At 72.9% G+C, this 7,480-nt stretch carries 6 protein-coding genes; 1 reads left to right on the top strand and 5 read right to left on the bottom strand.

All coding sequences use genetic code 11. From position 1 onward, the window contains the following. Positions 1 to 347 precede the first annotated feature (347 nt). Positions 348 to 2,018 carry a carbamoyltransferase N-terminal domain-containing protein gene (locus POF43_RS31865; RefSeq protein WP_271325321.1) on the top strand — a complete coding sequence of 557 codons (1,671 nt, stop codon included), beginning with the start codon at positions 348 to 350 and terminating at the stop codon, positions 2,016 to 2,018. 107 nt (positions 2,019 to 2,125) lie between these two features. Here POF43_RS31865 and dpgC read toward each other — a convergent pair whose 3' ends face one another. The 5 genes from dpgC to POF43_RS31840 all read right to left on the bottom strand — a co-directional run bounded on the left by dpgC (position 2,126) and on the right by POF43_RS31840 (position 7,236). Then, entirely contained in the window at positions 2,126 to 3,394 is a 1,269-nt protein-coding gene (gene dpgC, locus POF43_RS31860; RefSeq protein WP_282704895.1) for a (3,5-dihydroxyphenyl)acetyl-CoA 1,2-dioxygenase DpgC, read from the bottom strand. A gap of 188 nt (positions 3,395 to 3,582) precedes the next feature. Next, positions 3,583 to 4,272, bottom strand: coding sequence for an enoyl-CoA-hydratase DpgB (dpgB, locus tag POF43_RS31855; RefSeq protein WP_271325349.1), 690 nt, complete (start codon positions 4,270 to 4,272; stop codon positions 3,583 to 3,585). Positions 4,273 to 4,384: 112 nt separating this feature from the next. Next, positions 4,385 to 5,533, bottom strand: a complete 1,149-nt coding sequence (gene dpgA / locus POF43_RS31850; protein WP_271325348.1) for a 3,5-dihydroxyphenylacetyl-CoA synthase DpgA — start codon at positions 5,531 to 5,533, stop codon at positions 4,385 to 4,387. 150 nt (positions 5,534 to 5,683) lie between these two features. Further along, the gene (locus POF43_RS31845) at positions 5,684 to 6,916 is read right to left on the bottom strand and encodes an aminotransferase-like domain-containing protein (RefSeq protein ID WP_271325350.1); all 1,233 of its coding nucleotides are present in this window, start codon (positions 6,914 to 6,916) and stop codon (positions 5,684 to 5,686) included. Between the two features lie 98 nt (positions 6,917 to 7,014). Then, complete coding sequence (locus POF43_RS31840; RefSeq protein WP_271317845.1) at positions 7,015 to 7,236, bottom strand: MbtH family protein; 222 nt, start codon at positions 7,234 to 7,236, stop codon at positions 7,015 to 7,017. Positions 7,237 to 7,480: the final 244 nt, after the last annotated feature.

The following is a 7,480-nucleotide window of genomic DNA, read 5'->3' as shown; positions in this document are numbered from 1 at the left end:
CCTGTACAAGGGGCTGCCACGGCACCGACGGGCGCCGCGAAGTTCGCGGGTCCGTGCCATCGTAGGAACGGCCCGGGCCCAACGGAGCGCACGCCGACGGGAGATGTCCACAAACTGTCGCACCCGCGCGGCGGATTTCCATCGGCCGGCGCCGCCCGGCGGGGACCGCGGAATTCCGCTTCCGCGCGCTGACCAGAACTTGCCAACCTCCCCGGCGGCACCGCCGGAATGCCCCCTTCGGCACATAGTGTCTGCGCACCTGGATTCGGCGCGCAACCGCGCATTCCCCATTACCCCTGGCGGGACTTTCGGCGACGCATTCCGTTCGCCATGAGGAGGCAGTCGCAGTGCTGATAGTTGGCGTGAAGGCTTCGCACGACGGCGGGGTCGCGCTGATCGACGGGAACCGCCTCGTGCTCAGCGTGGAGATCGAGAAGCTCGGCAACAACCCGCGCTACTCCCGGCTGCGCGACCTCGAACAGGTCTGCGAGATCCTGCGCGACCACGGCGTGGACCCGGCCGACGTCGACCAGTTCGTGGTGGACGGCTGGTGGCCGGAGAAGGGCGCGAGCACGCCGAGCGTGTCGACGACGGCGAACGGCGCGCCGCTGACGCTGCCGGTGGCGCCGTACGTGGACGGGGTCGGCGCGCTCGACCCGCTGGAGCGCTACGCCTTCACCGCCCACGACTTCACCGCGAACGCGCCCGGCTACGTCAGCTACCACCACGCCAGCAACCACGCGGTCGGGTCGTACTGCACCAGCCCGTTCGCCGCGCGCGGGGAGGACTCGCTGGCGCTGGTGTGGGACGGCGGGATCTCACCGCGGCTGTACCACGTGAGCGCGCAGGCCCGCACGGTGCGGCCGGTCGCGCCGCTGTTCCCGGTGACCGGCAACATCTTCGCCGACTTCTGCATGTACTTCGACCCGTTCCGCCCGGACCCGGCGGCGGAGGGCGACAACGAGACGCACCACCTGTCGGTGGCCGGCAAGGCGATGGCCTACGCGGCACTGGGCACCTGCGACCGCGACGCGTTCCCCGTCTTCGACCGGCTCTTCGAGGAGCTGACGTCGATCTCCACGGAGAACGCCGACGAACTGGGCGCCCGGGTGGCCGCCGAGCGCGACCAGCTGTTCCCCGGCCGCTCCAACGCCGACATCATCGCCACCTTCCAGGAGTACGTGGGCGAGATGCTGCTGCGGCGGCTGACGGACCTGGTCAAGCAGCGCTTCATGGGCCAGCGGCTCAACCTGTGCCTGGGCGGCGGCTGCGCGCTCAACATCAAGTGGAACAGCGTCATCCGCAACAGCGGGCTGTTCCGCGACGTGTGGATCCCGCCGTTCCCCAACGACTCCGGCGCCGCGATCGGCACCGCCGCCTGCGAGCTGTTCCGCAGCGGCGAGCCGGCCGCGCTGGAGTGGGACGTCTACAGCGGCCCGCGGGTCGGCCCGGTCGGCGAGCTGCCGCAGGGCTGGACGTCGCGGCCGTGCGACGAGCGGGAGCTGGCGCTGCTGCTGCACACCGAGGGCGAGCCGGTCGTGGTGATCGACGGCCGCGCGGAGCTGGGCCCGCGCGCGCTGGGCAACCGCAGCATCCTGGCACCGGCGGTCGACCCGGGGATGAAGAAGCGGCTCAACGAGATCAAGAACCGCGCCGGCTACCGCCCGGTGGCCCCGCTGTGCCTGACCTCCCGGTCCGCGGAGATCTTCGACCCCGGCACGCCGGACCGCTACATGCTCTTCGACCACCAGATGCGGCCGGGCTGGGCCGAGCGCGTCCCGGCCATCGTGCACCTGGACGGCTCGGCACGGCTTCAGACCATCGACCCGTCGGTGGACTGCGCGGCCTCCCGGGTACTGGCCGCCTACGAGGCGCTCAGCGGGGTGCCGGTGCTGTGCAACACCAGCGCCAACCTCAACGGCAGCGGCTTCTTCCCCGACGTCGCCTCGGTCGCCGCCTGGGGCCGCACCAAGTACATCTGGTCCGCGGGCGTGCTCTACGTCAACCCGCGCTCGTAGGCCCGCGCCGGCCGCGCCACGGCGGCCGGCACACCGGGAGGGGCCGGCCGCGACACCGTGTCGCGGCCGGCCCCTCGCGCGCTCCCCCGGCACCGGGGCTCCGGCCGTCAGGCGGGCGGCGCGGCGCAGCCGGCGCTGAACCGGCCGACCTTGCCGATGACGTCCTCGCTGTAGAGCCGCAGCGCCTGCTGGAGGGAGAACTCCGCCAGGTAGGCGCGGAAGGCCTCCGGGGGCTCCTCGGCGAGGTTGAGCACCCGGCGGTTGGTGACGACCGCGGGGCTGTCGAGCCGTTCCAGCGCGGCGTCGGCGGCGGCGCCGACCGCGGCGGGGTCGACGACCTCGTCGATCAGCAGGCGGGCGTCCGGCTCGCTGGCCCACAGCCGGCGGCCCCACAGCACCACCTGCCGCGAGATCCGGCCGCCGGCCAGCCGCCCCAGGCGGAAGTTGCCGGCGCCCGGCACGATGCCCTCCTGCGCGGCCGGCAGGCTCAGGTAGGCGTCGCTGCCGGCGATGACCCGGTCGAAGACCATCAGCAGCTGCATGCCGCCGCCGATGGCGAAGGTGTCCACCGCCGCCACCCACGGTTTCTCGATGGTGCGCGACTGCCAGGAGGTCTCGTGGTCGACCAGCACCCCGCGCATCAGCTTGGCGATGTAGCCCAGTTCGCGCCGCAGCAGGAAATCGACCAGCGAGATCCGCCCGGCGTGCAGGCTCTTGAGGTTGATGCCGGCGCTGAAGACCCGCCGGCCCCGGTAGCGCGGATGCGTCATCTCACCGCCGCGCAGCAGCCCGACGTGGACCGCCGGGTCGAGCAGGGCGAGGTCGACCGCCGTTTCCATCGCCTCGACCTGCTCGTTGTCCTCGGCGTTGAGGCAGTCCGGCCGGCACATCGTCAGGTGGGCCGCGCTGCCGCGCCGCTCCAGCGTCACCGAGCCGAGGTCGGCGAAGCCGGTGCGCCGGAAGTCCGGCAGCAGCCGCAGTGCCCGGTCGGTGGGCCGCAGCATGGCGTCCATCAGGTGCGGCCCGGCCAGCGGGGAGCCCAGCAGCCGGGAGAAGAAGATGCCCTGGTCGATCTCGCGGCCGTCCTTGTCGGCCTGGGGCCGGGCGGACTCCTGGGCCAGCTGCGCCGCGTCCGGCACCAGCCCGGGGAACTCCCGCGCCGCCGCGTCCACCAGCTCCCGCAGCCGCAGGTGCCGGGTGCGGCCGTCGGTGAGCCGGTCGTAGACCTCCTCGCCGTGGGCCGCCATGAACCGGCTGCGGGCGGCCCGGGCGGTGTTCTTGGCACCGGCCGCCCGCTCGCCCTGCCCGGGGGACCGCGCACCGGGCACCGGCAGGCCGGCCAGCAGGTCGTCGGTACGCCGTGCGGTGTCGGCCAACGCACCTGCCGCGGCGGCCAGTTGACCGGAAGCGGCGATCGGCCGGGCCGGCGCGACGGGCAGTTGGCCGGACGGGGTGGCCGGTTGGCCGGACGCGGCAGCCGGTTGACCGGACGGCGTGACCGGTTGGCCGGACGCGGCAGCCGGCGGGGCGGGGGCGGCGGCCGACGGGGCGGGGGGCGTACGGGTCACACCGTCACCTCGGCGGCGGTGCGGCGCAGCATGCGGTCGCAGGCGGCCAGGTGGCTGCCGAGCGCGTCCTCGAAGCTGGTGGTGGTCGCCTCCAGCATCAGGCGGCGCCGGATGGCGAGTTCGGGGCCGTCGAAGCGCCCGGCGAGCAGCGCGGCGCGGGCCAGGGCGGTGCCGGCGTCGGCCACCACCTCGTCGACCAGCCGGGCGGCCAGTGCCTCGGCGGCGGTGATCGGGGTGCCGAACAGCACCGCGCGGCGGGTGGCGGCCAGGCCCGCCTGGTTGGCCAGCCGGTAGACGGCCATCCCGGGCCAGGCGCCCTGGTCGTGCACGGGAACGACCAGCCGCACGGTGCCGGTGGCCACCCGGTAGTCGGTGGCCAGCAGCGCCTCCAGCGCCGGGCCGCCGCACTCGCCGTCCGCGACGGCCACGGTGACCGCGTCGAGCCGCTCCAGGCGGCGCAGGGCGCGTTCCCACTTGTTGACGAGCTGGACGCCGAGGCCGTCGGTCCACGCCGCGCCGGGGGCGCCGGTGACGTGGACCAGGGCGACGGCGCGCGGGCCGGTCTGCTCGACCCGGTCGCAGAACGCGCTGAGTTCGGCGACGCGCTCGGCGGACAGCGGCCGGGAGCCGTCCATCCGCAGCACGGGCTCCGGCGCGCTCTTCGGGGTGGTGGCGTTGGTGGTCACAGGGCTGTGCCTCTCTGGTGGCTGCTGGCTGGTGGCTGCTGGAATGCGTCGTCGCCGGGTCCGCGCGAAGGCCGCGGGCGGCGCCGGGTCCGGGCCGGCGCCACCCGCGGGGTCACCAGCGCACCAGCGCCGTCTCAAGGGTGGAGCCCGGTCCCATCGTCATCAGCACCCCGTAGTCACCGGGCTGGACGACGCCTTCCTGGAGCAGCCGCTCGTAGGAGAAGAGGAAGGAGCCACTGGACAGGTTGCCGAAGTCGCGCAGCACACCGGTGGTGTGGCGCACGTCGTGCCGGGTCAGCCCCAGGTTGACCATGACCGAGTCGACGACCTTCTTGCCGCCGGAGTGCACCAGCCAGTGCGCGATGTCGCTACGGCGCAGCCCGGTGCCGGCCAGCAGGCGGTCGACCACCGGCTCGGCGTGCGCGCCGACCACGTAGGGCACCTGCGGGTCGAGGAAGAAGCTGAAACGATCCTGCGCGCTGTCCCAGTCGTAGCGCATCGCGTCGAGCGCGTCGGTGACGATGCAGCTGGCGAACTTCACGATCCGCGGTCCGGTGGCGGCCGGCAGGACGCTGCCCGCCGTCTCCCCGGCGACCAGCGCGATGGCCGCGGAACCGTCGCCGAAGAGGCTGTTGACGACGGAGGTGCGCATGGTGCCGTCGAAGACGTAGGCGGCCGAGCACGCCTCGGCGCAGACCATGACGGCGAGCTGTCCGGGGTGCGCCCTGGCCCAGCCGGCCACCGCGTTCAGCGCGTTGAGGCCGGCGTTGCAGCCCATGCCGACGATGTCGAGGCGCGAGCAGTGCCTGTCGATGCCGAGTTCGCGGATGAGCAGGGCGCTCAGGCCCGGGGTGAGGAAGCCGGTCGACGTCACGCAGCACAGGTAGCCGATGTCGGACAGCGCGGCGCCGGCGTTCTTCAGGGCGGTCTGCACGGCCCGTACGCCCATGTCGACGCCCTGGGCCTTGTGCTTGGCGAGCAGTGCGCCCTGTAACTCCAGCACCCGGGCGCCGTCGGCGCCGGTCGGCGGGAGGGTCAGGTGGCGCCGGTCGATGGCGCTGTTGAGGAAGACCGAGCGGATCCGGGGGTCCTCGATGCGGAAGATGTCGAGGAGTTCGGCCTGCGAGTACGACTCGGGCGGTACCGCGGTGCCGACGGCGACGATACGGGCCTGGTCGGCGGCGTCGAGTTCGACGGCCGGGGCGGTGGCGGGCGCTCCGGGGTGCGCGAGCGCGGCGGGCGGGGCGATCGTGAGGGTCATCGGAAGGTCCACCCCCACATGCGGGGCTTGCTCCTGATGAGCAAGGTGACGTGCGTGCTGGACACGGACTCCGCCTTTCGGGTCGGGGCTCTGCGTGTGCGCGCGGACGGAGCGGGGGACGTCACCCTCCTCGTCACGCGCTCGCTGGGTCTAGGCGTGCGCGCGGACGAAGCCGGCGAGCCGGTCGAGGCCGGCCTCGATCTCCTCGGGCCGCAGATGGCTGAAGGACAGCCGGATGGTGCGCCGGGGCCGGCCGTCGCCGTAGAAGTGGTGCATCGGGGTCCACAGCACCCCGTGTTCGCGGGCGCTGACCTCCAGCAGGTCGTCCCCGGCCTCGAAGGGCAGGGACATCACCAGGAAGAAGCCGCCGGTGGGCGTGTTCCAGATGATCCGCGGGACCTCGTGCGCCGGGAACCGCCTCGCCAGCCCGTCCAGCACCTGCCGCAGGTTGGCCTGGTACACCCGCCGCTCGGCGGTGTTGGCGGACCGCAGGGAGAAACCGTTCTCCAGAAGCTTGCCGCCGATGACGGCCTGCGCGATGGGCGAGGTGTTGACCGTCAGCATGCTCTTGATCTTCGCCAGCTGGTCGGCGAGGGTGCTCCCACCGCCGTCCGGCAGGACGACGCGCTGGTCGGCCAGCACGTACCCGACGCGGGCGCCGGGGATGCCGGTCTTGGCGAACGAGCCCAGGTAGACCACGCGCCGGTCGCGGTCCAGCGACTTCAGCGTGGGCACGGCCGGCTCGCCCTCGGCGCCGAAGAACCCGTACGGGTTGTCCTCCAGCAGCAGGATGTCCAGCTCCGCCGCCACCCGCAGCAGTTCCTCGCGGGCCTCGCGGCTCATGCTGACGCCGCTGGGGTTGGCGAAGTCCGGGATGACGTACAGCGCCCGCGGCCGCAGCCCGGCGGTCCGCGCGTCGCGGACCACCGCCGCCAGGTCGGCCACGTCCACCCCGTGCGGCGTGTCCTTGACCGGCAGCAGCGGCATGTCCACCAACTGGGCCGCGCCGTGCGCCCCGACGTAGCTGGGGACCACCGCCAGCAGCGCGTCCCGGTCGGTGACGCGCAGCGCCCGCAGAGTCAGGTACACCGCCTCCTGGCAGCCCACGGTGACCACGATCGACTCCGGGTCGGCCGTGATGCCCTCGTCGACGGCCAGGTGCCGGGCGACCAGTTCGTGGATGATGCCCTTGGTCCGGCCGTACTGAAGGATCGTGCACAGCGCGCGCTGGGTGTCCCCGCCGAATTCCGCGACCAGGTGGGCCCGGTAGGTCTCCAGATGGCGGTGCACCGCGTCGAGATCGAAGAACCCCTCGTACGGCCGGCCGGCCGCGAGGGATATGGCGTCCGGATAATGCTGCGCCACCTCGTTGAGGAAATTCATGGACTCGCTCACCGGGGAGGCGAGCGAGCCATGAAGATCCAGCAGATCGAACGAATTCAGCGGACCGCCGGGCTGAATCCGCGCTTCCGGCGGGGTGATCACTGTGGCGAATCGGAATTCATGGCCGCGATGAGACTGGCCGGACGCATGTCGGTCCAGTTCTCCTCGACGTAGGCGAGCGCCTCTTCCCGGCTGGCATTGTCCAGCCGCGCGGTCCAGCCGGCCGGGATCTCGGCGAAGGCCGGCCACAGGGAGTGCTGGTTCTCGTCGTTCACCAGGACGTGGAAGCGGCCGTTCTCGTCATCAAAAGGATTGGGCACGGTGAAAACCTCCTTGGGGAACAAATTAGGAGACGTATCATACGGGGGCAAGGTGTTTCGCGTACGACAGTCCGTCAACAACCTGCCAGGGCGGCCGGTTTCGTGCTCGGCGGGTGTCCGGACGGGCGGGGTTCGGGGTCGGGGGCGGGGTCAGGCCCGGGGGCGGGGGCGGGGGCGCGGCCGGGGGCGGACCCCGGGGCGGCCGGCCGCGGTGGCGGGGGCGGCGGCGATGCGGCGGGCCATG

The sequence above is a fragment of the Streptantibioticus silvisoli genome, from assembly GCF_027947535.2.
Taxonomy (GTDB): domain Bacteria; phylum Actinomycetota; class Actinomycetes; order Streptomycetales; family Streptomycetaceae; genus Streptantibioticus_C; species Streptantibioticus_C silvisoli.
This window is presented reverse-complemented; position numbering and strand designations above follow the sequence as displayed.

Coding starts and splice junctions, on each gene's coding strand:
- dpgA (WP_271325348.1), bottom strand. CDS start 5,533: ATGACCCTCACGATCGCCCCGCCCGCCGCGCTCGCGCACCCCGGAGCG.
- POF43_RS31845 (WP_271325350.1), bottom strand. CDS start 6,916: ATGAATTTCCTCAACGAGGTGGCGCAGCATTATCCGGACGCCATATCC.